The organism is Streptomyces cucumeris (assembly GCF_024295805.1).
Classification (GTDB): Bacteria; Actinomycetota; Actinomycetes; order Streptomycetales; family Streptomycetaceae; genus Streptomyces; species Streptomyces cucumeris.
The window spans coordinates 80,686-106,959 of sequence record NZ_JANCLX010000016.1 but is presented as its reverse complement, the minus strand read 5'-3'; the positions used below and the strand labels follow the sequence as shown (position 1 = coordinate 106,959).

General features: G+C 69.6%; 22 protein-coding genes, 2 tRNA genes and 2 pseudogenes. 13 read left to right on the top strand and 13 right to left on the bottom strand.

All coding sequences use genetic code 11. The features are described 5' to 3' along the window. Window positions 1-222 precede the first annotated feature (222 nt). Window positions 223-366 carry a DNA-binding protein gene (locus NMK44_RS23185; RefSeq protein ID WP_308358488.1) on the bottom strand — a complete coding sequence of 48 codons (144 nt, stop codon included), beginning with the start codon at window positions 364-366 and terminating at the stop codon, window positions 223-225. 216 nt (window positions 367-582) lie between these two features. Between NMK44_RS23185 and NMK44_RS23180 the strand changes: the two genes are divergently transcribed. Together NMK44_RS23180 and NMK44_RS23175 are read left to right on the top strand one after the other, a co-directional pair. Next, window positions 583-1,137, top strand: a complete 555-nt coding sequence (locus NMK44_RS23180; RefSeq protein WP_254746077.1) for a hypothetical protein — start codon at window positions 583-585, stop codon at window positions 1,135-1,137. A 37-nt stretch (window positions 1,138-1,174) separates the two neighbouring features. Continuing rightward, a complete protein-coding gene (locus NMK44_RS23175) occupies window positions 1,175-2,344 on the top strand; it encodes a site-specific integrase (protein ID WP_254746075.1) in 1,170 nt (389 codons plus the stop codon). Window positions 2,345-2,464: 120 nt separating this feature from the next. On the opposite strand, the gene NMK44_RS23170 is transcribed toward NMK44_RS23175, so the two are convergent. Further along, window positions 2,465-2,537 (bottom strand) — tRNA-Arg (locus tag NMK44_RS23170). A 309-nt stretch (window positions 2,538-2,846) separates the two neighbouring features. After that, window positions 2,847-2,937: transfer RNA gene (locus tag NMK44_RS23165), tRNA-Ser, on the bottom strand. 204 nt (window positions 2,938-3,141) lie between these two features. Between NMK44_RS23165 and NMK44_RS23160 the strand changes: the two genes are divergently transcribed. Together NMK44_RS23160 and NMK44_RS23155 are read left to right on the top strand one after the other, a co-directional pair. Beyond that, window positions 3,142-3,591 (top strand): SSI family serine proteinase inhibitor, encoded by a 450-nt coding sequence (locus tag NMK44_RS23160; protein ID WP_254746073.1) that lies wholly within the window; start codon window positions 3,142-3,144, stop codon window positions 3,589-3,591. 234 nt (window positions 3,592-3,825) lie between these two features. Next, entirely contained in the window at window positions 3,826-8,145 is a 4,320-nt protein-coding gene (locus NMK44_RS23155; RefSeq protein WP_254746071.1) for a hybrid sensor histidine kinase/response regulator, read from the top strand. A 135-nt stretch (window positions 8,146-8,280) separates the two neighbouring features. Here the strand turns inward: NMK44_RS23155 and NMK44_RS23150 are convergent, their stop codons facing one another. The 6 genes from NMK44_RS23150 to NMK44_RS23125 form a co-directional block, all read right to left on the bottom strand. Next, entirely contained in the window at window positions 8,281-9,933 is a 1,653-nt protein-coding gene (locus NMK44_RS23150; RefSeq protein ID WP_254746069.1) for a long-chain fatty acid--CoA ligase, read from the bottom strand. Between the two features lie 198 nt (window positions 9,934-10,131). Then, window positions 10,132-10,662 (bottom strand): SigE family RNA polymerase sigma factor, encoded by a 531-nt coding sequence (locus tag NMK44_RS23145; protein WP_254746067.1) that lies wholly within the window; start codon window positions 10,660-10,662, stop codon window positions 10,132-10,134. 154 nt (window positions 10,663-10,816) lie between these two features. Continuing rightward, entirely contained in the window at window positions 10,817-11,728 is a 912-nt protein-coding gene (locus NMK44_RS23140; RefSeq protein ID WP_254746065.1) for a DUF1906 domain-containing protein, read from the bottom strand. 65 nt (window positions 11,729-11,793) lie between these two features. After that, window positions 11,794-12,960: a lipid-transfer protein gene (locus NMK44_RS23135; RefSeq protein ID WP_254746063.1), complete on the bottom strand. Its 1,167-nt coding sequence runs from the start codon at window positions 12,958-12,960 to the stop codon at window positions 11,794-11,796. After that, complete coding sequence (locus NMK44_RS23130) at window positions 12,957-13,427, bottom strand: MaoC family dehydratase (RefSeq protein ID WP_254746061.1); 471 nt, start codon at window positions 13,425-13,427, stop codon at window positions 12,957-12,959. Before NMK44_RS23130 ends, NMK44_RS23135 begins: the two co-directional genes overlap by 4 nt. Then, window positions 13,424-14,437 carry a bifunctional MaoC family dehydratase N-terminal/OB-fold nucleic acid binding domain-containing protein gene (locus tag NMK44_RS23125; RefSeq protein ID WP_254746059.1) on the bottom strand — a complete coding sequence of 338 codons (1,014 nt, stop codon included), beginning with the start codon at window positions 14,435-14,437 and terminating at the stop codon, window positions 13,424-13,426. The genes NMK44_RS23130 and NMK44_RS23125 overlap by 4 nt, the downstream gene beginning before the upstream one ends. A gap of 636 nt (window positions 14,438-15,073) precedes the next feature. Here NMK44_RS23125 and NMK44_RS23120 point away from each other — a divergent pair. Then, a complete protein-coding gene (locus NMK44_RS23120) occupies window positions 15,074-16,081 on the top strand; it encodes a bifunctional DNA primase/polymerase (RefSeq protein WP_254746057.1) in 1,008 nt (335 codons plus the stop codon). Between the two features lie 269 nt (window positions 16,082-16,350). Next, window positions 16,351-17,157, top strand: coding sequence for a hypothetical protein (locus tag NMK44_RS23115; RefSeq protein WP_254746055.1), 807 nt, complete (start codon window positions 16,351-16,353; stop codon window positions 17,155-17,157). A 69-nt stretch (window positions 17,158-17,226) separates the two neighbouring features. Here NMK44_RS23115 and NMK44_RS23110 read toward each other — a convergent pair whose 3' ends face one another. Both NMK44_RS23110 and NMK44_RS23105 read right to left on the bottom strand, forming a co-directional pair. After that, window positions 17,227-17,547 (bottom strand): helix-turn-helix domain-containing protein, encoded by a 321-nt coding sequence (locus NMK44_RS23110; protein WP_254746053.1) that lies wholly within the window; start codon window positions 17,545-17,547, stop codon window positions 17,227-17,229. Between the two features lie 289 nt (window positions 17,548-17,836). Further along, window positions 17,837-18,160, bottom strand: a complete 324-nt coding sequence (locus NMK44_RS23105) for a hypothetical protein (RefSeq protein WP_254746051.1) — start codon at window positions 18,158-18,160, stop codon at window positions 17,837-17,839. 387 nt (window positions 18,161-18,547) lie between these two features. On the opposite strand from NMK44_RS23105, the gene NMK44_RS23100 reads away from it, so the two are divergent. The 4 genes and pseudogenes from NMK44_RS23100 to NMK44_RS23090 form a co-directional block, all read left to right on the top strand. Next, window positions 18,548-18,838: a hypothetical protein gene (locus NMK44_RS23100; RefSeq protein WP_254746049.1), complete on the top strand. Its 291-nt coding sequence runs from the start codon at window positions 18,548-18,550 to the stop codon at window positions 18,836-18,838. 653 nt (window positions 18,839-19,491) lie between these two features. Then, window positions 19,492-19,839, top strand: coding sequence for an effector-associated constant component EACC1 (locus NMK44_RS42730; RefSeq protein WP_374215325.1), 348 nt, complete (start codon window positions 19,492-19,494; stop codon window positions 19,837-19,839). A 2-nt stretch (window positions 19,840-19,841) separates the two neighbouring features. Continuing rightward, window positions 19,842-20,480: pseudogene (locus tag NMK44_RS42900) on the top strand (caspase, EACC1-associated type); the annotation flags it as partial. Between the two features lie 162 nt (window positions 20,481-20,642). Then, window positions 20,643-21,623 (top strand): annotated as a pseudogene (locus NMK44_RS23090) (PAS domain S-box protein); the annotation flags it as partial. A gap of 305 nt (window positions 21,624-21,928) precedes the next feature. Here the strand turns inward: NMK44_RS23090 and NMK44_RS23085 are convergent. Continuing rightward, the gene (locus NMK44_RS23085) at window positions 21,929-22,402 is read right to left on the bottom strand and encodes an NUDIX domain-containing protein (RefSeq protein ID WP_254746047.1); all 474 of its coding nucleotides are present in this window, start codon (window positions 22,400-22,402) and stop codon (window positions 21,929-21,931) included. A 120-nt stretch (window positions 22,403-22,522) separates the two neighbouring features. On the opposite strand from NMK44_RS23085, the gene NMK44_RS23080 reads away from it, so the two are divergent. Further along, a complete protein-coding gene (locus NMK44_RS23080; RefSeq protein ID WP_254746045.1) occupies window positions 22,523-23,725 on the top strand; it encodes a helix-turn-helix domain-containing protein in 1,203 nt (400 codons plus the stop codon). A 116-nt stretch (window positions 23,726-23,841) separates the two neighbouring features. Then, a complete protein-coding gene (locus NMK44_RS23075) occupies window positions 23,842-24,186 on the top strand; it encodes a DUF6415 family natural product biosynthesis protein (protein WP_254746043.1) in 345 nt (114 codons plus the stop codon). Between the two features lie 1,138 nt (window positions 24,187-25,324). Here NMK44_RS23075 and NMK44_RS23070 read toward each other — a convergent pair. Further along, window positions 25,325-25,771, bottom strand: a complete 447-nt coding sequence (locus tag NMK44_RS23070) for a GntR family transcriptional regulator (RefSeq protein WP_254746041.1) — start codon at window positions 25,769-25,771, stop codon at window positions 25,325-25,327. Window positions 25,772-25,915: 144 nt separating this feature from the next. Between NMK44_RS23070 and NMK44_RS23065 the strand changes: the two genes are divergently transcribed. Then, window positions 25,916-26,263 carry an SCO3933 family regulatory protein gene (locus NMK44_RS23065; protein WP_176181947.1) on the top strand — a complete coding sequence of 116 codons (348 nt, stop codon included), beginning with the start codon at window positions 25,916-25,918 and terminating at the stop codon, window positions 26,261-26,263. Window positions 26,264-26,274: the final 11 nt, after the last annotated feature.

Genomic DNA, 26,274 nt, shown 5'->3' with positions numbered 1-26,274 from the left:
GCGCGCCTGCTGGGGGCCGTTCTCATGCGGCCTGTGAGAGGACGGCCACCAGGGAGGCCGTCACGACACGCTGGCTGGTACCAAGCGGGAGCACCCGTACGGGGGCATCACCGCTCTTGATCAAGGCGTAGAGATGACTCCGGGAGACGCCGAGGGCGGACGCGGCTTGAGCCACGCCGACCGTTGCCGGCCACCCCTTCACGTCAGCGAGCGTGGGAGTAGTCACGCCGCCGCGCCCTTGTCCTGAGACTGCTGGTCGAGCCACGTTTCAACATCGCTCCAGCGGGCCTTGAGGTGCTTGCCCACCTTCATGAGCCTCGGGCCGGTGCCCTTTTGCTTCCAGCCGTACAGAGTCTTGATCGGCACGCCGAGGTAGTCGGCTACCTCTTGCGCACTGGCAAGGGGACGCCTCGGGGCATTGACCACGATGAACCTCCGATTCTTGACCGATACAGCTTCGCGCCTTAATCGGCCATGGCCAACACGATGGCACGCAGCAACGGGAACGGTCAAGCAGGAACGAGTTAATCGGAGAAGTAACGGGACTTGACCGATCAACCAGCGGCATGGATAGTGAGGGCCGTGGATGAACCGGAAGTGCTGCTCTTCGGCGGCGGTAAGTGGCTGCGCGTGTCTTGGGCTGACCGCCCCTACCGCGTCCTGGCGCGGGTGGAGGAACGCGACGGACGACGGGTCATCGTGGACCTGGTGGTCCGATCCAGGGAGCACGTCGACTCTGGGACGCTCAAGGGTCTGCCGATCGGCTGGCTCGAAGGGGTGGCCAACGCGCCGGAAGCGCGAGAGCACCTCAATGAGTCCAACACCGACACGGACCGGATGAGCCTGGTCCTCGCGGAACTGGAGCTGGTCATCGATGAGATGACCGCGAAACCAGCGGAGCGGTTCATGGGCGCCGAAGTGAAGCGTCAGCCGCTTCAGCGACCCGACGGGCGGGACCCGGACTTCTTCTACCGACAGGTGGCGGAGGCGTATATGGACGTGCTCCGCAAGACCTCTGCAATCGCCCCCGTTCTGGCTGAAGAGGCTGGCGTACCAGTCGCGACCGCCCGGCGGTGGGTACAAGAGGCGCGCAGGCGGGGGTTCCTGCCGCCAGCGCGCCAAGGCCGGGCTGGCTAAGACCAGCCCTGAGATAGATCAAGAAGGGGGGCGTTCGATGGGCGATCCAATCAAGAAGATCACCCTCAAGGACGGCACCACCCGGTACCGCTTCGTCGTGGACATCGGCCACGACGCCAACGGCAAGCGGAAACAGCTCACCGTCACCAAGGACACCAAGACTGAGGCGAAGAACGAGCGGGCCCGAATCCTGCACCAGCGCGCGAACGGCACCCTCGTACCGCCCAGCAAGATGACGGTGGACGAGCTGCTGAACGACTGGTTGAAGTCCGCGACCCGCGATGTCGAGGAAGGCACCGCGGCCAACTACGAGGATGCAGTGCGGCCGGTCCGCGTCCATCTCGGACACAAGCCGCTCCAGGAAATCACCGAGGACGACGTCGAAAGCCTCATCGACTGGATGCTGACCTCCGGCCGCGTACGCGGCGGGAAGGCCGGCACCGGCCTGGGACTCCGCTCGGTGCAACTCACCTTGGGCCGTCTGCGGTCCGCGCTCCACCTCGCCGTGCGGCGCCAGCTGGTGACGCGGAACGTGGCCGAGCACGTCACCATCCCGCGCCAGGCCCGCCAGGAGGCAAAGGCCAAGAGGGCGAAGCGGGTGCCGTGGACAGAGCAGGAGGTGAAGGTGTTCCTCGCCGAGTGCCAGGGACACCGGCTCCATGCCGCGATGCTCCTGCTGCTCCTCGGGCTACGGCCCGCCGAGGTCTGCGGCATGCGCTGGTCCGAGGACGTAGACCTGACGGCAGGAACAATCCAGGTCGAGACGACGCGGACCATGGTCCGGGGCAAGGTCGTGGAGAAGGACCCGAAGTCGGAGCGAGGGAAGCGGACGCTCCCCCTTCCTGCGGTCGTGCTCGGCGCGCTGCGGGCAGCCAAGGCCGCGCAGGCCAAGGAGAAGTTGGCCGCGGGCCAGGGGTACACCGACAGCGGCCGCGTGGTGGTCGATGAGCTGGGCGAGGCGGCCAAGACCGATTGGCTGCGTCGCCGGGTCTACAAGCTCATGGAGGCGGCCGGGGTCCGCAAGGTGCGCCCGTACGACGCTCGGCACGCGTGCCTGACGTGGATGGCGACTTCGGGCGTGCCCGACGTCATCGTGTCGGCGTGGGCTGGGCATTCGGATCTCAGCTTCACGAAGCGGGTGTATGTGCACCCGGATGCTGAGGACTTGAGGGCGGGCGCGGACCACATGCAGAAGGTCCTCGGCTAGCAAGATCAGACAGCGAATGTGAGAAATCGTGAGACGACGACCCCTAGAAAAAGACCAAGGGCCCCGTCTCACCTGAGTGAAACAAGGCCCTGACCTGGGCGGGAATCATTCCCTAGACTGCGCGCTCGGCAGGATTCGAACCTGCAACCTCTTGATCCGTAGTCAAGTGCTCTATCCGTTAAGCTACGAGCGCTTGGCTTCCCGGCGGTTTTTCTTGCCGGTCGGCGTTGCGGGGACAACATTACATGACCTGCGGCGTCACGCGAAATCCGTTTCCCACACCACCCCTGACCTGCGGAAACTCCACTTTTGAGGGTCGGTCCGCCCGGCATCGGAACCCATCGGGGAGACAGCAGGAGACCGAGGTCGGGGCCATGATCGATTCACCCGTCGACACATAGCGCATACGGGCGGGCGCATATGGTTACGTCGCCGGGCAGGGCGCGTCGGCCGCCACAAACGCAGGAGCCCCGGCCGATTTCGGCCGGGGCTCCTGAGGAAGCGGAGGCTGAGGGATTTGAACCCTCGATGGGCTTTAAGGCCCAAACCGCATTAGCAGTGCGGCGCCATAGACCAGACTAGGCGAAGCCTCCAGCACACCAGTCTCATCACGCGAGCGCGATGTGGTGTGTGCAGATGATGTCACAGCCCAGCGGGATGTCACCAATCGCGCCCTACGGTACTCGGCGGGCGGGCACCACCGCAAAGCCCTATTGGCGGCGCAACGCGCGCGGGGGCGGCGCGTTAGAGGGGGCAGGGGCAGCGCGCCCCGGATCGATCACACCAGGAGTGCCCCCATGGCCCTGCTGCACCGTCTCGCCGTCACCGCCGCCGTCACGACCGCCGCCTCCGTCGCCGCACTGGCCCCCGCGTGGGGGACACCGCTGCCGCTGCCCCTGCCGATCGACGGGGAGAGCGCCGACCGTCTGGTGATCACCGTGAGCGAGAGCGGGGGCCCGGCGGATGCCGCACGGTACGTGCTGTCCTGCCACCCGACCGGTGGCACGCATCCGCGGGCGCGGGCGGCGTGCGGGCAGCTGGATTCGCAGACGGAGTGGGGGCGGGACCCCTTCGCCCCGGTGTCGCCCGCGGCGATGTGCACGGGGGTGTACGGGGGGCCGGCTACCGCGCGGGTGACCGGGCACTGGGCGGGGCGGCCGGTCGACGCGCGCTTCGACCGCTCCAACGGGTGTGAAATCGCCCGGTGGGATCGGTTCTCCGTGGTTTTGCGCATGCATGGCAGCTGATGCGTGGTGATGGGAGACGACCGGGGGATTGGCCCGGGACGGAGAAGGGCCGGTCCCCGGAGAGGTTTGTCCGGGCGTGCGTCGAGACGCGTACGTCGTGCTGCGAGCTCGCTCTCATCTGCCGTCGCGCCCGGCGCCGGTGCCCGTAGACTCCCCTAGAGACACTCCGCAGACGGGGAAGCAGAACGACCGCGAGTGTCAGCAAGGTGCGGTAGTCAGGGAGGAAGCGTCGTCGTGAGCAGCAGGCCATCCCGAGGCGCTGCTCGCCTCGCAGCGATACTCGATGCCCTTCCGGACGCGCTGCTGCTGGTCAACTGCAACGGCACGGTCGTCAACGCCAACCACATCGCACTCGAGTCCTTCGAGACGCCGGGCACCGCGCTCGTCGGTCGTGGTCTGCTCGACCTGCTCCCCTCCTTCGATCCCAATCGCATTCCCGGGTCGATGCGGCGCCCCACCGACGCGGAGCAGACGAGCGGCACCAAGCCGACCCGGATGATGGCCCGGCGCACCGACGGGGCGCAGTTCCCCGTCGAGGTGACCAGCGCCAATCTGGAGGACGGCCGGACCCCCTACGCCGATCAGTACAGCTACACCGGTGATGAGCTGCTGATGCTCATCGTGCGCGACCTGACCGGGACGCTCGACACCGAGGCCGAACTCGCCCGTCAGCAGCGCCAGACCGAGATGATCCTGCGCGCGGCGGCGGAGGGCGTGGTCGGCGTGGACACCGAGGGCAAGGTGGTCCTCGTCAACCCGTCCGCGGCGCAGATCCTCGGTTACCGGGCCAGCGACCTGGGCGGTCAGGAGCTTCACTCTCTTGTACACCACTCGCGCCCGGACGGTTCCCCCTTCCCGTTCGAGGAATCGCCGCTCGCCGACACCCTGCGGTCCGGCCGCAAGCACCGGGTGCGTGGCCAGACGCTGTGGTCCAAGGACGGCAGTCAGGTCCCGGTCGATCTGACGACGGCGCCGGTGCGGGACGGTGAGCAACTCGTCGGCGCCGTGATGACCTTCACCGACCGACGGGCCGAACATGCCATGGCCACGTCCCACGCCGAGGAGGTGGAGGGGCTCACCTCGCGGCACACCGAGGAGCTGGAGGCCCTCGCCGCCCGGCACGCGACCGAGATCGAGGAGCTCAACGCCCGGCACACCCAGGCGGTGGAGGAGCTCCAGGAGGAGCTGACCGGGGAGCGCGAGCGGTACGCGGAGCGGCTGGAGTCGCTCACCGACCGGAACGCCCAGCTGCTAGCCGTGCTCGACCAGTCGTTGCGCGGTCCGCTGCTGGAGCTCCGCCACGAGCTGGGCGTCCTCGCCGACGACCCGGCCGGGCAGCTGTGGCCGGAGGCGAACCAGATCCTGCACCACCTCGCCGCCGGGTACACCCGGATGACCACGCTCGTGGACAACGTCCTGGGCTACCAGCGGCTCGACGCGCACGGGGAGGAGCTGGCCCGGCGCGTGGTCTCCATGGACGAGGTCGTGTCGGCCGGTGTCGAGGGCGCGATCGAGCTGATCGGTCCTGGGCGGGCACAGTTCGCCGTGCACGCGCCGCCGATCGAGGCCGAGGTGGACGCGGAGCGGCTGGCCCAGGCGCTGGCCCACCTCGTCGCCGACGTCGCGGGGGTCGACTCGACCGGCAAGGCGGCCTCGGGCGGCGCCCCCACCGGGGACTCGACGATCGTGGTCGCGGCGGCCAAGCGCGGGAACGTCATAAGGATCGAGGTGCGCGGCCCCTACGCGGGCGGCGACCCAGTGCACGAGCCCATCGTGCGCGGGATCGTGCGCCGGCACGGAGGCGTGCTGCAGACCCATGAGATGCCGGGCATGGGCGGACACGCCTATGTCCTGGAGGTGCCGATCTCGGCCGCCGCCGCGGACCAGGAGCGCGCGGACGCCGCGCCGGGCGCGGAGCGGGGCGACGGGACCGACGGTACGCGGGGGCAGGGCACCGCGGGCGGTGCCGCGTCCGCCGCTGACACCTCCGGTGGCGGTACGTCGGGCGGTGGCACGGCCGGGGACGGCACCGGTCACACCCCGACCGGGCGGCGCCGCGCCCGTCCGCACCCCGATGAGACGCCCGCCCCGGGCACCGCCACCCAGGACACCGACGGCAACGGGACGGAGACCGGCGAGCAGGGCGCGGGCGCCCCGGCGGCCGAACAGCCCCCCGCCGACGGTGATGACACCGGCGCGCACCACAACGAGCCCCGGCCCACCGGACGCCGACGCGCCCGTCCGCACCCCGACGAGACCCCCGCCCCCGGCACCGCCACCCAGGACACCGACGGCAACGGGACCGGTCACCACCGCCACGCCGACGCCGACGAGGGTCCGGAGGCGGCTCCGCGACCGGTCGGCCCCGCCGGTATGGGCGTGGTGCCGCCGCAGGGCATGGCCGCCCCGGGACACGCTCCCGGCGGGCGGCGGCGCGGTGCCCCCGCGCAGGAGAACGGCGCCGCCCCCCGGCCCGCGCTCGCGCTGCCCCCGGCGGCGGCCGACGCCACCGGCCCGGCCCCGCGCCGGCAGCCGCAGCCGGGCGCCGTACCCGCGCTGCCCGCCGCCCGCGGACCCGAGCACGAACAGCTCCCGCCGCATGAACAGGTTCCGCCGCACGAGCAGCAGCAGGCGCCGTGGGACCAGGCCCCGCGGGACACCAACGGCGGCCAGCCGGACGGGGCTTCCGCGCCCACGGGCCGCCGCCGCGCCCGCCGTGCGCTGGCCGAGGCCCCGGAGCGGCTCTCGCCCGAGCAGGAACAGGCCCAGGGACAAGGACAGGGACAGGGACAGCCCGCGGCGGAGCCCGGTGCCGCCCGGTCCCCCTTCGCACTGCCGCCCGCCGCGGCCGACCGGACACCGGATTCCGGGACGCTGCCGCCGGAGCTGGGCCCGGCCGGACCGGCCGGACTGGTCCCGGCGCAGCACGGTCCCCGTGGGGCCGCGCAGCCGCAGGCCGGTGGCGGTCTGGCCGTCCGGGGTGAGCCCGTACCGCCGGGCGGTGCTCCGGGGCAGGGGGAGTCGGCCATGGCCGCGCTGCCCGCCGCCCGTGGACCCGAGCATGAACAGCTTCCGCCGCATGACCAGCAGGCCCAGCCGACCGGCCGCCGCCGGGCGCGTCGGCCACTGTCCGAGGAGCAGCCGGAACCGCCCCAGCAGGACGGTCCGCAGCAGAGCGGTCCGCCGTCCGGCCAGTGGCCGGGGGCTACGGGCGCGCCGGGTGCCCCCGCGCGACCGGGTTCCCAGCCGCTGCCCGCCGAGGCGGCGCCGGGCGCGGACTCCACCCAGGGCCGGGCGTTCAGCGTGCGGACGCTCGGGCAGGGTGTGCCGTTCGCCCAGCAGGTCGGTGAGCACGCCACGGGTCAGCATCCGACCGGACAGCACCCCATCGGCCAGCACCCCACCGGGGTCCAGCGTCTGGGCCAGCCGCAGGGCGGCCGTCCGCCGGGGCAGCAGCCGACGGCGCAGCCCCAGCCCCAGACGCCCTCCGGCGGTACGGCCACCGCGGGTTCGGGCCGGCGGCGCAAGCTGGCCGCCCGGCCCGACGTACAGGAGCCGGAGCAGGACGGGCCCGTCCCGGAGAGCGCGGCGGCCGCGGGCCGGACGCCCGCACCACAGCCGCAGTCCGGGGCCCAGCCCGCGGCACCGGCGCGTCCGCAGCCCGGTGCGGGCGGCGCGCAGCCGCATCGCGCACCGGGGCCGCAGAGCTCGGGCCGCGCCTTCGCGATCGGCGCGCCGGACGACGGCGCCGAGGGGCCGGAGCCGCTGGACGGACCGAACGGCGCGATCGAGGTCGTCGACGACCGCACCCCGCCGCTGGACGACGAACTGCCCCCGGAGCCGCTGGACAACCCGCGCCGCCTCCTGGTGTGGCCCGCACCGGACATGTCCACGCAGCAGGCGCTGAGCGACCGCGGCTACCGCCCGGTGATCGTCAACTCCCGTGAGGAGGTGGACGCGCAGATCGCCGCGTATCCGGCGGCGCTCTTCGTGGATCCGCTGACCGGGCCGATCACCCGCACCGCACTCCAGTCGCTGCGTACGGCGGCGGTCGCCGCCGAGGTGCCGGTGCTGGTGACCGCGGGGCTCGGCCAGGCGACACGTGAGGCGGCATACGGTGCCGACCCGGCCGTCCTGCTCAAGGCGCTCGCCCCGCGCGACAGCGAGCAGCATCCGCCGCGCGTCCTGCTGATCGAGGAGCACGAGCCGATCGCGGCGGCGCTGACGGCGACGCTGGAGCGGCGCGGGATGCAGGTGGCCCGCGCGGCGACGGACGCCGACGCGGTGACGCTCGCGGGCCAGATGCGGCCGAACCTGGTGGTGATGGACCTGATGCAGGTGCGCCGCCGCCGGGCCGGGATCGTGGACTGGCTGCGCGGCAACGGTCTGCTCAACCGCACCCCGCTGGTCGTCTACACCTCGGCGGACATCGACCCGGGGCAGCTCTCGCGGCTGGCGTCGGGCGAGGCCGTGCTGTTCCTCGCGGAGCGTTCGACGAGCGACGAGGTGCAGGCCCGGATCGTGGACCTGCTGGCGAAGATCGGCACCAACTGACGACAGCGGTCGGCGGCTCCGGCCGGTGGAGCGGCGGGCGGGGCGAACGTGCCCCCGCCCCGCGCCACCGCTCCCGGGCCCGGTTTCCGACCAAGGCCGGTTTCCGACCGGAACCCGGCTCCGGCCGGGACCGGTTCAGTCCAGCTCGGTCACATCCAGCTCCCCGTCCGCGTACTGCTTCCGCAGCAGTTTCTTGTCGAACTTGCCCACGCTCGTCTTCGGCACCACCGGGATCAGCGCCCAGCGCTCGGGGAGCTGCCAGCGCGCGATCCGCTCGGCGAGGAAGGCCCGGAGCGTCCCGTAGTCGGCGGTGGCGCCCTCCTTCAGCACCACGGTGGCCAGCGGGCGCTCGCCCCACTTCTGGTCCGGAACGGCGACGACCGCCGCCTCCGCGACCTCCGGATGCCCCATGAGCTGGTTCTCCAGCTCGACCGAGGAGATCCACTCACCACCGGACTTGATGACGTCCTTGGCGCGGTCGGTCAGCACCAGATAGCCGTCGGGCGTGATGGTGCCGACGTCACCGGTCTTCAGCCAACCGTCCTCGGTGAACTTGTCGTCCGGGCGGAACGGCTCACCCGCCGCGCCTCCGTAGTACGACCCGGCGATCCACGGGCCACGCACCTCCAGCTCACCCGCCGTCACGCCGTCCCACGGCACCCGGCTGCCGTCGGGCGCGGTCAGCCGGGCCTGTACGGAGGCCGGGAAACGGCCCTGGCTGACGCGGTACGGCCAGGCCGCCTCCTCCGATACACCGGCGGGCGGCTGGGCGATGGTGCCCAGCGGCGAGGTCTCCGTCATGCCCCAGGCGTGCACCACGCGGATGCCGTGGCGCTCCTCGAACTCCTTCATCAGGGCGGGCGGGCAGGCCGCACCGCCGATGTAGACATTCCGCAGACAGGCCACGTCCCGCGGGTTCGCGTTCAGCTCGGCGAGCAGCCCGTGCCAGATGGTCGGCACGGCGGCGGCGATGGTGGGGCGGACGCTCTCGATCATCTCGGCCAGCGGCTCGGGCTGGAGAAAGCGGTCGGGCATCAGGATCGAGGCGCCCGCCATGAAGGCGGCGTGCGGAGTGCCCCACGCGTTCGCGTGGAACATCGGCACCACCGGCAGCAGGGTGTCGCGCCCGGAGACCGCGAATGACTCGGCACTGTTGACCTGCATGGAGTGCAGATAGATCGAACGGTGGCTGTAGGCCACGCCCTTGGGGTCCCCGGTCGTCCCCGAGGTGTAGCAGAGCGCGGCGGCCTCGCGCTCGTCGAGCTCCGGCCAGTCGTACGCGGTGGGCCGGCCCTCGATCAGGTCCTCGTACTCATGGACCCGCGCACCGCAGCCGTCGAGGAGGGAGCGGTCGCCCGGACCGGTGACCACGAGGTGCTCCACGGAGCCCAGGCCGGGGAGGAGCGGGGCGAGCAGGGGCAGCAGCGAGCCGTTGACGATGATCACGCGGTCCGCCGCGTGGTTCACGATCCAGCTGAGCTGCTCGGCGGGCAGCCGGAGGTTGAGGGTGTGCAGCACGGCGCCCATGGACGGCACCGCGAGATAGCACTCCAGATGCTCGCAGTTGTTCCACAGGAGGGTGCCCACGGGCTCACCGCGCTCGACCTCCAGCTCATCGCGCAGCGCGTGGGCGAGCGCGGCGGAACGTCCGCCGACCTCCCGGAAGGTACGGCGCTGGGGCGCACCCTCGCCGGTCCAGGTGGTCACCTCGGCCGCGCCGTGCACGACCGACCCATGCATGAGGATGCGGGTCACGGTCAGCGGTACGTCCTGCATCGTGCTGAGCACCGGGGCCTCCAGGGTTCCGGTTACGCGCGGGTAGAAGTGCCGCTGATTCTGCTGCCGACCGGCTGGTATGTCATCCCCTGTGGATAACTCCGCTGTGGATAACCCCTGTTCCGCGCCGCACAGCGTCACCCTTCCGCGCTGCCCCGCACCCCTTGGTCCCGCCCGCGCCCCCGTCCATACGGGCGCCGCCGCCGCGGATCAGGCCGCGCGGGAGAGCTCCGGGTCCTCGCGCAGCTTGCCCAGGGCCCGCGAGACCGCGCTCTTGACCGTGCCGACGGACACCCCGAGCACCTCGGCGGTCTGGACCTCACTCAGGTCCTCGTAGTACCTGAGGACGACCATGGCCCGCTGGCGGTCCGGCAGCCGCAGTACCGCGCGCCACATGGTGTCGCGGAGCACCTGCTGCTCGGCGGGGTCGGGAGCGGGCACCGGATCCGGCTCGGGCAGCTCCTCGCACACGAACTCGTCGACCTTGCGCTTGCGCCACTGCGAGGTACGGGTGTTCACCAGCGCCCGCCGCACATAGCCGTCCAGCGCCTTGTGGTCCTCGATGCGCTCCCACGCCAGGTACGTCTTGGCCAGCGCGGTCTGGAGCAGGTCCTCGGCGTCGAAGGCGTTGGCGGTCAGCGAGCGGGCGGTGCGCAGCAGAACCGGCCCCCGTGCCGTCACGTACGAGGAGAACGACGGGAACGCGGCGGTGGATGCGCCCGTGCACACGGTCGTGGTCATGTCTCCACGCTATGAGCGCGCAGGTCATCCCGGATCGGCCCCAGGTGCCGAAGCCGCGTCCGCCTCTGGTTGTAGGGGTGGGGCTGCCACCACCTCCTGAGGGGGGAGGAGGTGTGGAGAGCATCAGGGATCCACCGGAGGGGGCGGGGACCGTTCAGTCGACGATCGCGACCGGCGCGTCCACCTTGTTGCGGTCGATCCGCAGCGTCCGGCCGCCGTGCGTGACATCGACATTGCCACGGTACTGATGGATGCGGCGGTGCGGCTGCCAGGCGGCCTCGGCCACGGCCGGCTCCCCGTGCAGCGACGCCTTTCCGGTCCAGCGGGCGAACCAGAGGATGGAGGGCAGGTCGTCGACGCCCGCCCGCCGCGCCTGTTCCATATGGCGCACCCCGGAATCCGCGCTGCTGTAGAACCCGGGGAAGTAGCCCCGCGCGCTGACTTCGCGGTTCCAGGCGCGGATGAAGGAGAGCGTGGTGGCGGCGCAGTCCGCGTCCGACCGGTCGTACGCCTCCATGTCGAGGTAGAGCGCGCTGCGCTCCTTCATGCCCAGCGCCTTGGCGCGGAACACCGCGTCCAGCGCCTCCGCGCGCCCCTGCGCCCAGGGGGCGGGGCCGATGGGGACGCGTGTCTTGTCGATGTTGCGGACGCACGGTGACTGGGAACCGACGTAGACGGGCAGTGCGTGCCACCCCAGGTCCGCGGCGCCGCGCAGCCAGGAGGCGGTGAGATGCGGCTGGACCGGGCAGGCCCGGCCACGGCCGCCGAAGTAGACGCCGAGGGCCCGGTAGCGGGAGCCGTGCCAGGCGCGCAGGGTGCTGAGGGGCGGGGTGTGGCAGGTGTCGAAGGCCCAGCCCGTGAAGACCTCGGCGCCCAGGGTGCGGGGGTCGGGGAGCGCGGACGGCGCCGACGCGAAGCCGCCGCCCCCGGACGACGCGGAACGCATGGCCGGGGACGAGCCGGTGGGCGCACCGTCGGACGAGGCAGGGGCGGCAGCGGCGATCGAGGCGGCCAGCGCCACGGCCAGACCCGCGGTACAGCTCGTGACCGTCCAGCCCCTCTGCATTCTTCGGTTCATATGACAAATGAAGGGGGACGGAGGACGACCGGGCCCGCAGACACGCGCGCGGTTCAGCCGTCTGCGCCGAGGAGGAGCCCGGATGTCGGTACTCCGGTGCCCGCGGTGACCAGGACGCGCGCGGCGTGCGGGACCTGGTTCACCGAGATGCCGCGGATCTGCCGCACACCCTCCGCGATGCCGTTCATCCCGTGCAGATACGCCTCGCCGAGCTGGCCTCCGTGCGTATTCAGGGGGAGCGCGTCCTCGGCGACGAACCCCGGCGCCTCACCGCGCCCGCAGAAGCCGAACTCCTCCAGCTGCATCAGGACGAACGGAGTGAAGTGGTCGTAGAGGATCCCGACATCGATCTCGGCCGGAGTGAGCCCGCTGTCCCGCCACAGCCGCCGCGCCACCACGGCCATCTCCGGCAGCCCGGTGAGATCGTCCCGGTAGAAGCTGGTCATCTGCTCCTGGCCGCGCCCCGCCCCCTGCGCCGCGGCCGTGATCACCGCGGGCGGATGACGCAGGTCACGGGCGCGCTCAACACTGGTGACCACGATGGCCTGACCGCCGTCCGTCTCCTGGCAGCAGTCGAGCAGTCGCAGCGGTTCGACGATCCAGCGCGAGGCGGCGTGCTCGGCGAGGGTGATCGGCTGGCCGTGGAAGTACGCGGCCGGGTTCGTGGCCGCGTACCGCCGGCCGGTCACGGCCACATGGCCGAAGACCTCGGGCGTCAGCCCGTGGACGTGCAGATAGCGCTGTGCGGCCATGGCCACCCAGGACGCCGGGGTGAGCAGACCGAACGGCAGCACCCAGCCGAGCGCGGCCCCCTCGGCCGAGGGTTCGCGGTGCTGCACCCCGGCCCCGAAACGCCGCCCGGAGCGCTCGTTGAACGCGCGGTAGCAGACGACCACCTCGGCGACCCCGGTCGCGACGGCGAGGGCGGCCTGCTGGACGGTGGCGCACGCGGCGCCCCCGCCGTAGTGGACGCGCGAGAAGAACGACAGCTCACCGATCCCGCACGCCTGGGCGACGGTGATCTCGGGGCTGGTGTCCATCGTGAACGTGACGAGCCCGTCCACATCGGCCGGGGTGAGCCCGGCGTCGGCCAGGGCGGCCCGCACGGCCTCGGCCGCGAGCCGCAGCTCACTGCGGCCGGAGTCCTTGGTGAACGCGGTGGCGCCGATGCCCGCGACGGCCGCGGCGCCGCCCAGGGTGCCGGTCCGGCGGGCACTCACCGGGGATCCTCGGCCGGCGCGGCGGACACGGCCGGCCCGGCGGACGACGCGGCCGGGACATCTGTGCGCGGCGCGTCGGCGTCCGGCAGCCGCACGGTGACCGTGCCGGTCACATGGTTGCCGATGCCGTTGGCACCCGTCACCGCGACCTCCACCGCACCGTCGGCGACCGAGGTGACCTCGCCCCGCAACACCATCTCGTCACCCGGATAGTTGGGCGCGCCGAGCCGGATCGCGACCTTCCGCAGCCGTGCCCGCGGCCCGAAGTGATCAGTGACGTAGCGGCCGACAAGACCGTTGGTGGTCAGGATGTTCATGAAGATGTCCGGCGAGCCCTTCTCCTTGGCCGCCTCGGCATCGTGGTGCACGTCCTGGTAGTCCCGGGAGGCGAGGGCACCGGCGACGATGAGGGTCCGGGTGATCGGGACGCGCAGCGGTGGCAGGGCGTCGCCCGCGCGGACGGTCATACGGCCTCCTCCGCCGTCGCCCGGAAGACGGGCAGCTCCATGGAACCCTTGGCGTCCTCGACCCGGAGGAACTCCAGCTCGACGGGCATGCCGATGCGCACCTTGTCGTAAGGGACCCCGGTGATGCCGCTGACCATGCGCACGCCCTCCACGAGTTCGACCAGCCCCACGGCGTAGGGCGGTTCGAAGGCGGGGAAGGGCGGATGGTGCATCACCACATGGCTGAACACCGTGCCGCGGCCGGACGCCTCGGCCGTCTCCCACTCCGGTGAACCGCACCGGCCGCAGCCGGGCAGCCAGGGGAAGCGGAGGGTGTCGCAGCCGGTGCAGCGCTGGAGGAGCAGCCGGTGCGCGGCGACGCCCTCCCAGAAGCCCTCGTTGTCCCGGTTGACGACGGGACGGGGACGCGCCGCCTTCGCGGCGCCGGTGGGTGACGGCTCCGGCCGCGGACTCCGGCGGGTGGGGGCGTACTTGAGGACGCGGAAGCGGTGCGTGCCGGCCAGGTCGGTGCCGACCCGGATGTCCATCCGGGTGGTGATGAAGTACCCGGAGCCCAGCGCCGTGTTCTTGCGCGGGGAGACGGACTCGATCACCGCGTCGAAGCGGACGCGGTCCCCGGGGCGCAGCGGGCGCAGGTACTCCTGCTCGCAGTCGGTGGCCACGATCGAGGTGCAACCCGCGTCGTCGAGCAGTCCGAAGAGCTCGTCGTAGGCGCTGGTCCGGGTCGAACCGACGGGGTGGCCCGCGAGTCCGCCCATCGTCCACGCCTGGAGCATCGTGGGCGGGGCGATCTCCGGATAGGCGGGGCTGGTGTCACCCATCGCCTCGCACCAGTGCCTGATCATGGGCTCGTTGACGGGGTCCCGGCCCTCGCCGTCCGCCACGGCCGTCCGGCCCTCGAACGACTTCAGCCGTTCGTCCAGCCGATGCTGTTCCTGCGGATCGCGTCGCTCTGGTGGCTTCGGTGGCTCGCCGGGCGCGGCTTCCCCGGCCGTCCTCTCACCGGTCATGGGCAGTGGGCCCCCTTGGAAGGTCGGGGTGGTGTGACTGGCCTCAGCGAAGAGCTTTCTGACTATCCGTCAGATAATTTGAGACTGTCAAGACACGACGGCACGTACGGCCGCGCGGCGGCATCGAGCTGCCACCGCGCGACCGTACGACCTCACCCGTCCCCTGGAGTCAATGAATCACCACTGTTCGCTCTCGTTCCGCTCCGGACACCAGCCCTGCCCCCCCATGACGCCCCCCGGCGCTTCCATCCCCTCGTCACGCCCCGCTCCCCGGTGGCGACCTGCCTCCATGCGGCCTGGGTACGATCCCGGACCTCCATCCGGTGCGGATGGTGTACGTCCCGGCCATCCCGCCCCTCCGATCCGAACGCTCGGCAACCCTTGCGGAAGCAGAGTTGCCCCACCGCATCCCGGAACAACCGCACCGGACACCTCAATTACCACGTAAGCATGAGGAACCGGAGTTAAACGTGCCGAGCGCCCCCGCTCCTTGGGAGCGCGCCCACGCGCCACCCCGCCCCCACCCGACGAGCCGTCCGGCAAGGGCAGGGAAGCGGTTCCGCATAGATTCGGCCATCCTCAACAGGTTCCCCGGCCCCCTTCCCATGACCGAACACTTGTCCGAACATGGGAGACATGGCGACCACCGCACTCGCCCATGCCCTCGCCGCCGCGGAGCACGGTTTCCGCGTGATCCCACTGACCCGCGCGAAGCTGCCCGCCGTGCGCTCCCCGCACCACCGCGACCCCCGATCCCCGCCCTGCCGCGGCACCTGCGGCCTGATGGGCCACGGCATCCACGACGCCTCCGCGGACCCCGGGACCGTCCGCGCACTGTTCGCGGCAGCCCCCTGGGCGACCGCGTACGGCATCGCGTGCGGATGCGCTCCGCACCACCTCATCGGGGTCGATCTCGATGTCCGGCCCCACGGCCCGAACACCTCACAGGGCGCGAACGGCGGCCCGCACGACACCCCGCACGTCCCGCACGACAGCCCGCATGTCCCGCACGGCCTTGCGGGCCGGTCCCGTACGGACGGCCCCGCCGCCCTCGCCCGGCTCGCCCGTGAACACGGCTTCACCGTCCCGCGCACCGTCACCGTGCTCACCCCCGGCGGCGGCCGCCACCTGTGGCTGAGCGGTCCGCCCGGCCTCACCGTCCCCAACTCGGCGGGCCGTCTCGCCCCCGGCGTCGACATCCGCGGTGCGGGCGGCTATCTCGTCGGGCCCGGCTCGACCGCGGCGCGCGGCGGCTATCGGCTGGCTCCCGGCTCCCCCGTCTGGACCCCCGCCCCCGTCCCGCCCGCGCTGCTGCGGCTGCTGCGGCCGCCCGCCTCTGCCCGGCGGCCGCTCGCGCCGGGCGCCAGCCGCCCGCCCGAGCCGCGTCCCGCCGCGCTCACCGCCCTCGTACGGTTCGTCCGCGAGTCCCGCGAGGGTCAGCGCAACACCCGGCTGTTCTGGGCTGCCTGCCGGGCGTACGAGACAGGGGCGGGCGCACAACTCACGCCCGACCTGGTCCAGGCGGCCGTCGACACCGGGCTGACCTGTCGCGAGGCGCGGGCCACGGTCGCCTCCGCCGCGCGCTCGTACGCCCGTCACCTCCAGCCCCCGGCCGTCCGGCCGCCACCGCCCGGGCCCGTCTGACAGGCGGTGCGACACGGCCCGGCCGCGGTCGACGGGGCCCGGGGCGCGGCGCGAGGTCGGCGCGATCCGGTGGTAAGCGGAGCGTGATCCGTGCATCACGCGAGCGGAGGGCACTATCGTGACCACGCGACGAGGCGCTCCGTGTACGCACCGCACACCACGCGCCGGTCCTTCCGCCCTCCGGGCGGACAGCGTTGGGACTCCCGCTCTCCCCGTGACCGGCCGCTCGCCTCCGGCGCACCGGCAGCGAGGCGCGGGCAGGGGGAGCAGTGCACGAGCTCTACGCACAGCAGTGGTTCGCGCAGATCGCGTTACCCCTCGCCGCCTGCGCGCTGGTCACCTGGATCTCGCTGATCCACCGCTACGCCGACAAGGGCAGGCTGCTCGGGACCGCGCGGTCCACGACGCTGTGCGCGGCGATCACCGGCTGCACCTGCGCGGCGGCGCTGATCACCATCACCCTGCTGCTGCCGCACGCGGCCGACGTCCCGCCCGCCGTGGCCGCGGCGGCCGCGGGCGGGGCGCTGGCCCCGCGCGTCCGTCAGCAGCAGAACCAGCAGTCCACCCCGCCCTTCGTCGCGGTGATCACGCTGGGTATCGCGGTACTGCTGGACCGGCTGGAGCGACGGCTCGCCCATGACATGTACTGCCACTGCCACCGGCTGGTCCGGGACTTCGGAACCGTGGCCGAACTGCGGATGTTCGCCTTCGATGCCCGGGGATATCTGCGCGGCTCCACCCCGGTGACCAAGGAACGGACGGCGATCAACACCTTGTACGAGGAGGTGGACCAGTACCTGGACGAGGCCGCCAAGGTCGAGGCGAAGATCGATTCGCTCTGCCGGCAGCGGGAGCTCCAGGACTTCCCCGTCGAACTCCACAGCGCCACCCGGGAAGAGTCGGAGGACCGCCGTCAGGCACTGGCCATGGCCAAGGAAGCCTGCGTGAAGATGCTGGAGTTCGGCTACCGGACGGGCAAGCGGAGCGCCGACCGCGATCTCGTACGGCTGCGGGACCAGGCGCTGGCGGAAGAGCCGCTGGAGACGGTGGGAGCCGGCGGCGCGTCGCATCCCTGAGCGCGCCGAGCACCTCGGGCCCGCTGACACACCTGCCCCACACGGCCGTTCACCGGCCAGGGGACCGCCTCATGGGGCGTAGACGAAGGAGTCGTCGCCGCGGCCGATGGCACGGCGTCCGCCGTCGTCCTTGGGCTCAACAAAGCTGATCTTGACGTCCAGTTCCAGCGCGTCCGCCACCGCGGCCAGACTTCTCAGCGTCAGATTCTCGTCGCCGGACAGTATTTGGCTGACCCGCCCCGGGCTCACATCCATCAGCCTGGCCAGATCCGCCCTGCTCATATCCCGCTTGCCCAGCAACCCGGCGACCTCGACGGTGGCTTGACGGGCCAGCCGGGCTCCGGCGAGCTCCGCGGTCTCCCCTTTCGGGCCCTTGCCCTTCCACGGCATGCACATCACTCCCAGCCGCACCTGTCACACCCAGTCGACGAGCCTCACTCGTCCTTCCCTCACAGGTTCCCACCTTTAGCTACAACTAAAAGCCCTCTTTGCCGTGTCCCGCATCTCAACTGCCCGCCACTCGGCGGACCCGACGGCTCTGACCTGCATCAACGACCACACCGTAGGTTTTCGGCCAGATCGCCGCCCGATCCGGCGCCGTCCTGTGGACGCCGGACCGGGCGGCGACGGTCGGGGGAGGTTCACCGCGCCGGGGCTCCGGTGCTCCTCACCGCTCGGCCTACGGCTCGTCCACCCCGATCCAGGTGAGGTAGAAGCCGAACTGCTCGGCGGTCTCGGGGGTGAGCTGACGTCCGCCGCGCTTGGCGTCGTCCACCCAGCGCAGGTAGATACGGAATCCCGTGGCGGTGGCGCTGTACACGGAACTCGTCCCGACCGCCCACAGCTGGCTGCCGCCGGTGGAGTTCAGGGACGCGGTGTAGACGGGGGTGCCCGCGAAACGGGCCGACGAGGTGTCGACGTCGAGGAAGACCCCCTCCTGCCCGTAGAGCTGCCAGCCCTGTCCTGGTGAGGTCTTGCCGGAACCAACGCGAAGGGTTGCCATGGAGGCTCCTTTCCGGATCCGGACGCCCGTCCCGGGGCCCACTGCCCCGGCCCGACGCCGGACGCGCCACAGGACAGCAATGAGGGCTCGTGCCCCTCTCGCTCCTCGTTCGACGCCTCCTCGGATTCCCTCGGAGAAGGCTTCCCGGACCTCCTCCTCCGGCCCTCCTCGGAGAATTCCCCGCCACGTCGAAGTACGGGGAACCAGCCGTCCGTTCGGAAGGCGAGCCACCGCGCTCCGCCCCGCCCACGACCAGCGGCGTCACCCGTCAACCACCCCACCCCGCACTCAGGCCGACGGTGAGCGGAAATCGAGCAACCGCGGATAGCCATGGGCCGGAAGGCGGTTGGCGTCTTCGTCGGCACATGATTGCGCAGGAGGTACGTGATGCGTCGAATGGGAATCGCGGCGGCAGCGGTGATCGGTGCGGTGGGTCTGGCCCTGTCCTCGGCCGGAACGGCCGCGGCCGCGCAGGGAGTCCTGATCGTCGACGGTACGGCGCACCAGGATCCCAGCGGCTGCTACGAGGGCCAGCGGTACCCGCTGACGGTGACGAACGACACCGACGGCTTCGCCCTGGTGTTCTCCGACTCGGGCTGCCAGGGCCAGATCGTCGACCAGGTCCCGCCGGGCGAGCAGACGATCTCCGAGTTCGGCCGGAGCGTCTCCATCGACTGACGGTCGGCACCCACACAGAAGGGGTGCCCCTGAACCAGGGGCACCCCTTCCGACCAGCTATGACGCCGGCCTCGGCGGAGGCTGTGGGATTTGAACCCACGGTGACATCGCTGCCACGACGGTTTTCAAGAGGGCTGTGGCCGGAACGACGGCTAGGGCCCTGACCTGTATGGAGGACCCCTCTCACTGCCCGTGTAAGACCCTGTGGTCCACCAAGGGTCCACGCACCAGGCGCTCGGTCGGTTCGGCCAACGAGTTCTGTATCGCCGCGGCCCCTCCGCGCCCCGTCCACCAGCGAGCGAACCCTAGACCGGTCACCTCACCCGGGACTTGCCTTCGACCTCTTGATCGGTAGGTTCGGGACAGGGGCCTGCTCTGTCGCTGGACCGCTTCATCCGAGGGTCGGGCAGGTCTCTGGCACAGCCCTCAACGGCGATCCGGCTGGGGGCAAGCCAGCATGTCGACACGCGTCGCATGCCATCGTGGATGCCAGCGCTGATCTCAGAGCCCTTCCAAGTGAACCATCGCCACAGTAAATTTCGGGAGCACAATTCCTACGCCTAACGGCGCGAAACGGGAGGTTAGGCGTAGGCTGTGCTTGACATACGGAATGTTGCTAGCGGTGCATCATCTGTGCTGGTCTGGGGGGGGACTTGGACATCTTCGTCCGCTGCACGAGTCGTGAAGCTGAGGCGGAACTACGTTCACTCGCTGCCTGGATTGGCATCGACCGGACTTTACGCCCATCCGTCCGTGCCAAACTAGGAAGCGCTAGACCAAAAGAGGCTGGCCATCAAGGAAACAGCATCGACATCTTGTCGCTAGTCCTGAGTAGCGGTTTCAGCGCTGCCTCCCTGGCTGCATCCATAGCGACGTGGCGCTCCACTCGCCCTCAACGCCCCAACCTGACAGTGGTACGGTCCGACGGCGTCATGATCCAGATCAGTGGTCCCTCGGATGAGGAAGCGCATCAATTACTGCAGCGAGCGCTCGGCGAGTAAGGGTGAGTTCTTCAACGGTGAGCAATCTGCCCGACCCTGCTAGAACTCGTATCGTGCTGATCGGTGCGGGTTCATTCTCCATACTCGACCCATTGCCTGCAGTTGACGGAAATCTTACCGTCATGGCTAACTTCTTCCGAGAAAAATGGAGACTGCCATCCGACCATTGCACAATTATCTCCGACCCGGCGTTACCTCGCGATGTTTCGCGCGCTATCGGGAAAGCCTCACGAGAAGCGAAAGAAACTCTGCTGGTCTACTACGCTGGGCATGGACTGATCGAGCCGAGGACGGGAAAACTACATCTAGCGATTGAGAGCAGTGATCCAGGTTCGGTCCATGATTCCTCTGTACCCTACGACTGGATTCGCTACGAAGTAGAGGGGAGCGCGGCACTTCGCCGGATCGTTGTCCTCGACTGTTGTTATAGCGCTCGCGCGTTCGGTGCCCAGTCAACGGCACCAGCCTTGGAGCTGGACGGCACCTACCTACTCGCAGCAGCAGCGGAAACGGCCGTTGCGCTTTCTCCACCAGGTGAACCACTCACGGCATTCACCGGCGAATGGATGTCGATCCTCCAAGAGGGAATTCCAGGAGACGAGCAACTCCTGACACTAGATTCAATCTTTACTCGTCTGCGCACTCACCTGGTCACCCGGGAGCGCCCAGAGCCTCAACGTTTATGTCGAAATCAACTCGGCCAAATCGCCTTTGTCAGAAATGCAGCCTACTCACCAAAGCCAGACGCACCCCACAAGAACAGAGATTCGGAGGCCGAATGGTCTCACGCGACAGATCAAGCAATTGCCGATCTTTACAGTGGGCGCAGCTTGACAGACACTTTGCAAGTTATAGCCGACGGGATTGTGAAAAGCCTAGGCTATAAACTTGCAGTCGTAAATCTTGTTCGCCCCGACGGGAACCTTGTCGTCGCCTCTCTCGCCGGTAGCACCAAGGCCGAGGCCGCCTTGGCTGGCCGGGTTGGCTCTCGCTTGTCCTGGGAACGCCGACTGTCAATGGCGGAAGACTGGGGTGGACTCCGCTTTATACCCCACAGCGGGGGCGCGCAGATCGACGATGACGTTCCAGAATGGCTGTCGCAAGACACTCGAAAGCGCACCAAAGATGACTGGCACCCACAGGATCGCCTATATGCCCCGATACATGCCGGATTACGGAATGAGCTAATAGCGATCATTTCGGTCGACATGGCATCGGGACGCCCTCGACCCGACCTCCTGGCGCGCGAGTATCTACGAAGGTACGCATACCACGCTGGGATTGCAATTAGCAACGCCAGACTACGATCCAACATGCAACGTGCTTTAATTAGAATCGACAGAGAGCAACAGGCTCTGCGCGCCAGCGAAGAATCATTCCGCCAGGCATTCGAATTCGCCCCTTCAGGGATATCCATTGCCGAGGTAAGAGGCGATACGCCTGGCCGCCTACTGCGAGTGAACGATGCCTTCTGCCGCTTGCTTGGTCGATCGCAAACCGCACTACGCCGCTACCAGTTTGAAGATCTTGTCCACCCTGATGACTTTGAAACCTTGCTGCAAACTCCACTTCAGGGAGGTCGCGCCGAACTACGTCTACTTCAGTGCGACGGAAACTATATATGGGTTTCCCTGAGAAGGTCCGTCGTCGCCGACGCGAACGACGGTCCACAGTTCGTACTCACTCATGTTCAAGAAAACGAGTTACACGAACCTGCTACTGAACTTGTCAATCGGGGCGAAGCATCCAGACTTGGGGAACTTGGCGAGCCGAATGCATGCGATGCCAACACGAATCACATGACCCAATCGACTGAAAACAGCGACACAAAGAATCAAACGCGCGGCCGCACCCAGCGCCTAATGAACAATTCAATGCCCCCAAAGAGCTGGGCGAATCGACTTTTGCAGCGTCGTCGATCGACACCGCCCTGATCCGCAGCCGCTACAGGAAATTTGCACAACATCAGCAGCCAGCGCGCCACAGGCTCACTTAGGAACTGCAAAACGGCATCCGCCCTCTGCAGTGATGTATATCCCATGGCTGCACCACGAATCCCTAGTTCCATTCTGCTAAGAGGCGGTGTGGACTATTCAGGCGGTTCGCCATGCTCCAAGTACTTCGTGCGGCCTTGCACACGCGCGTTTACAGCCTGCTTCACGCGGCGGGCGAGTCGCGGGATCAGGAGCTGATCGAGGTCATCCATCGTGTGGAACTCGGCGGCCAGCAACTCGTCAGGGGCGAGCTTGATCGACGCGGTGGCTTCGGGGCTTAGCTCCCCGCCGTCGAACAGATACAGAACCTTGTCACCCTCGGCCTCGTTCGGTGCCCAGTCCACGACGAGCAACGAGCCGATGGGAGGCGTGATGCCCAACTCCTCCTCGACTTCGCGTCGGCACGCGGCAAGAGGGGACTCCCCCGTCTCGATGTAGCCGCCGGGGATCTCCCACTTGGGCTTGTACGAGGGGCGGACGAGCAGGACGCGGCCCTGGGCGTCGAAGAACAGGGCGCCCGCCGCCATGCGCGGGCGCGCCATCCGCTGTTCGTGCTCGTTTTCAGCCATGCCGCGAGCCTACTGGCCGGAGTCCTGGCAACCTGGGGGCGGGCCGACCCGCCTAACAGGAAGATGCTCAGCGCGTGAGACTCGGCTGAGCAGAGTGAGGTGATCACAGCGGTGCGTGGCATGACTGACCGCCGTTCGTTCGGCCAGCGCGTGAGGTTCTACCGGAAGCGGCGCGGCCTTCATCAGTGGCAGCTCGGCGAACTGCTCAACCGTTCCGAGGACTGGGTGTACCGCGTTGAGGCCGGGCTGATCCCGGTGAACAACGTCAAGATGCTGGCGGACCTGGCGGATGCTCTCCGAGTCCACGTGGAAGACCTTCAGGGGGCTCCGACGCTCCTGGAGGATCACGACGATCACGCCGCGAGCGTGCCCGCCATCCGGGCCGCGCTGATGCGGTCGCGTCGGCTGGCCGGATCCCTGTACGACGACCGGGAGCCGCTGCGCCTGGAGCGTCTCGCCGTGGAAGTCGATACGGCCTGGAACCTGTATCAGCACGCCCAGTACGCACAGCTCGCATCGCGCCTTCCGTCCCTGGTGGCGGATGCCCGCGTTGCCACGCAGGAGTACTCCGAGGGGACGGACAGGGCTGAAGCGCTGCGGCTGTTCGCCCTGACGTGCCATGTCACGGCGGCGTTCCTCCGGAAGCTGGGCGAGATCAACCTCGCCTGGACGGCAGCGGATCAAGGCGACGTTGCGGCCAGCGCTTCAGGAGACCTGGCCGCCGTGGTCGCGCTCCGCCGGTGCGTCGCGCACGTCCAGCTCGGTGCCGGGCTGGCGGCCGATGCCGTGAGCGTCACCGAGGATGCGGCCGCGGATTTGCCGGACGACTGGTGGAAGAGCTCGGCCGTATCGCTGTCCCTGTACGGAACCCTGCTCCTGAACGGATCCGTCGCGGCTGCGCGGCTGCGTGACCGGCCGCTCGCGGAAGGCATGATCGCGAGGGCTGAGAAGGCGGCTGATCGTCTCGGGCGCGACGCCAACGAGATGTGGACCTCGTTCGGCCCGAGCAACGTCGAGATCCATCGCTTGGCCCTGGCGCTGGAGTTTGAAGACGTACAACTGGCCGTCGACATAGCGCCACGGGTGAAGCCAGCAGGACTCCCCCTGGAACGGCGCGCTCGGGCACGTCTGGATGTCGCGCGGGCCTACGGGGAAGCAGGGCGGACCGACGACGCGATTGATCACCTAAAGCGGGCTTACAAGAACGCCCCTGAGCAGATGCGGGCGCACGGCTTCGCTCGCGACCTGGCACGTCGGCTGTACAAGCGGAGCCCCCGCCGTGACGTGCGTGAACTCGCCCTCGGCCTCGGAGCGATCGACTAGCCGCTGACTTCGCGCAAAGGCGGGGTGGACTCGGAATTTTCTTCCGGGTCCACCCCGCCTTCTGTCTCTACGGTCTCCCCATCAAGCCCGCCTGACTCTGGGGAGGTTGCACGGCCGTGGGTGTCGACCAGGTAGACGTTGACGAGATCGGAGAGGCGATCAAGCGCGCCTTGGTGATGCGGACGGGGCTTCCTCCGTACAGCGAGCTGGTGGAGCTGCACCAGACGCTCCGGTGGCATATCCGGACGCTGTTACCGCTGGCTGAGGCGCGGGTTGAGCGTATGGACCGGGGCACGGTGGATTGGTACGACCGGCGGTGCCGGTTGAACACCATCCCGCACAAGGTGGCCCGGGGTCTCGGCTCGGGGTTGCAGTCCGCTGATGACCACGTGCGCAGCCTGGGCTACTCCTGCAAGTTCCTCCTGGAGAACTCCGGACTCACTCCGGAGTCCGACCAGTGAGGTGAAGACCGGGCGGGAGCTGATGTCCGTGGGTCGGCTCGCGGCTCCCGCCCTCACACCCCTGGGTGTGGTGGCTGTGCGGCGGACAGCGCCCCGTTCGCCGGATCGCAGATGTCACCACCACTCCCAGATGGGCGGCGGACACTGCACCGTCCGCCGCCAGCGGCCCGGCTCCCCCGTCTCGTGCCCTTGACGATCCGCGGGGCGGGGGCCGGGCCGCGCACCACAACCGCAGACGCAAGACCGGACCACCCCTCAAACCCTGGCAGGCGTGGGGTAGTCCGGTTGAGAGTCCCTGTTCAGGACCCCGGTGCCGATGGTACCGGGGATGTCGTCGTTCGCTCGTTCGAGGACTGCCCGCCCGTCTGGCACGGATCGCTCAGGGACAACAGGAAGGCTCGTGGTGATGCGAGGCGGACGGGGGACGGTGCGTTGGTGGCCAGCCCGGGTAGTGGCGCGCTGTGGGCACGCGGCCGGCCGGAGAGTGTTGGGGCGGTGTCCTGCCCGGTCTGGGGTCGGGCATGGTCAGGGGGCCGTACGCTCGTTGGCAACTCGGGCAGGCTTTGGACCTGCCCGCAATAAGCACGAGTGGCCCCCTGGCCTTGCCCGACGCGGGACCCGGACCGGGGAGGTGCCTCAAGACTCTCCGGCCGGCCGCCACCAGCCACCGGGCCCCGGCCCTCACCACGGCGTCACCGCGGATTCCCACAGCGGCCCGGCAGTCGGGCGCGTGGTCCTGGTCGTGCTGCTCGATCGGAGCCCATCGCCCACCGCGGCCCCGGCGGCTGCGCGGAGTGCTTACTGCGTCCTGCGGAGCGCTGCTGCGGTCTGGCGCGCTGAGGGGACCGGGGGCGCCGCTGAGCGGGGCGGCAGACAGGAGCGGGCGGCGGCCACGGGCCGCCAGCGCGCGCGGCCCGCGCCAGCGGACCGCCTTGATCCAGTAAAGAAACTCTGAACAGCTCGCACCGGAGGATTGCAATGCGGGATGCGCGCAGCCAACGCGCAGACGACACAAGGGAACTGGTGCTGACCGGGCGGGAGCGGGTGCTGTTGGCGGAGATCGCGGCCATGGCTGAGCGTCTGCGCGGTGAGCTGGAGGAGATACGTGCGGAGGTGGCGGAGGTTCGGCGAGGACCGGCTACGAGTCCTGACGCGCCTTGAGTTCGGCGACTTCCTGCTTGAGGGATTGGACCTCCGCGTTGAGGGTGCGGAGCTGTTCCCGGACGGCTAGGAGTGCTTCGGTGAGGCTCCCGGCGGCCTCCATGCCTGCCGGGCCTCCGGCCGCCGTCTGCCTGGACGGGGACCCCTTGGCCTCGACCGCCATCACGACCGTGCCGTCCTTGTCCCGCATGACGAAGTCAGCGACGTAGCTACCGCGCCCCTGCACGGTGTAGATCAAGCCCTCGTCGCGGAGTACGCGCAGTGCGCTGCGGGCGGTCATGTTGGCGATCCCGAACCGCTCTTGCAGCCTCCGATGCGAGGGGAGCTGTTCCCCCGGCTTGATCTTGCCCGCCGCGATCTCGCTCCGGATGGCCTCGGCTGCCTGCTGATACGGCGGGCGGGCGTCGTGCGTCGGGGGCGTCATGGTCCAAGGGTAGCCGTGTTAGCTCACCTATCACAGGCACTCCCTCAAACAAAGAGATTTAGCTCTGTTGACCTAGCTAGCTCAGCTAGGTCATAGTGGTGGCCCGGCCGCACGAGCGGTTGGCCACGAAAAGGAGCAAGAAGCATGGCTATGACCCGTATCCGCGTGGGGCTGCTGCCCTCCACGCAGTTCATCGCTGGCACGCTGCCGATGCCGAAGGTGAAGGACCCCGAGACCGGGGTTCTCGCCACGGACCGGGACACCGGCGAGACCCTGCACACCCTGACCGTCTTCCTCATGGAAGAGGGCCGTGCGGAGCAGATGAAGATCACGGTTCCGGAGAGCGGTCTGCCGGACGGCATTCAGCCGGGTGTGCCGGTGCGGGTGACGGACCTGTTCGCCACCCCGTGGGCCCGGGTCTTCAACGGCCAGTTGTCCGACGGTGTGGCCTACCGGGCGGCCAAGCTGGAGCTCGCGGCGGTGGGCAAGTGACCATCGGCGAC